Consider the following 437-nt stretch of genomic DNA (forward strand, 5'->3'; position numbering starts at 1 on the left):
CCTTAAAAGCACGGATGGCTACCTGGGAAGAATGGGAAGCTGTTAGCCGTGCATCAGAAAAGGCTATTCCTGCACCGGAGAGATATGGAGTATAATACCAAACATGGTTTTTGAGGCAAGGACGAAACTATCATGAAAATTGAAATTATGGAATATAACCCGGATTGGACAAAGAATTTTGAAGAAGAGAAAATAAAATTGCTCCATTTTTTCGGTTCTCATGCCGTAGCCATTGAACATATCGGAAGCACGGCGATACCCAATCAACGGGCGAAACCGGTTATAGATATATTTATTGGCGTTTCGCCTTTTGCTGAACTACCTTTTATCAGCGCATTTTTAATGCAAAGGAGTATCACCACACTCCGACAGATATGACAGGCAGATATTTGTTTGCAAAATATACAAATGAAGTTTGGACCCATAATCTTCTTGCT

Annotated in this window: 1 protein-coding gene; it reads left to right on the forward strand. The window is 40.3% G+C overall.

The features are described from left to right. The first annotated feature begins 132 nt into the window (after positions 1-132). Positions 133-378 (forward strand): GrpB family protein, encoded by a 246-nt coding sequence (locus GVN67_RS29270; protein WP_001354008.1) that lies wholly within the window; start codon positions 133-135, stop codon positions 376-378. Positions 379-437 lie beyond the last annotated feature (59 nt).

It is taken from the genome of Roseomonas sp. 18066 (genome assembly GCF_902706185.1).
Lineage (GTDB): Bacteria > Pseudomonadota > Alphaproteobacteria > Acetobacterales > Acetobacteraceae > Pseudoroseomonas.

Coding starts and splice junctions, on each gene's coding strand:
- GVN67_RS29270 (WP_001354008.1), top strand. CDS start 133: ATGAAAATTGAAATTATGGAATATAACCCGGATTGGACAAAGAATTTT.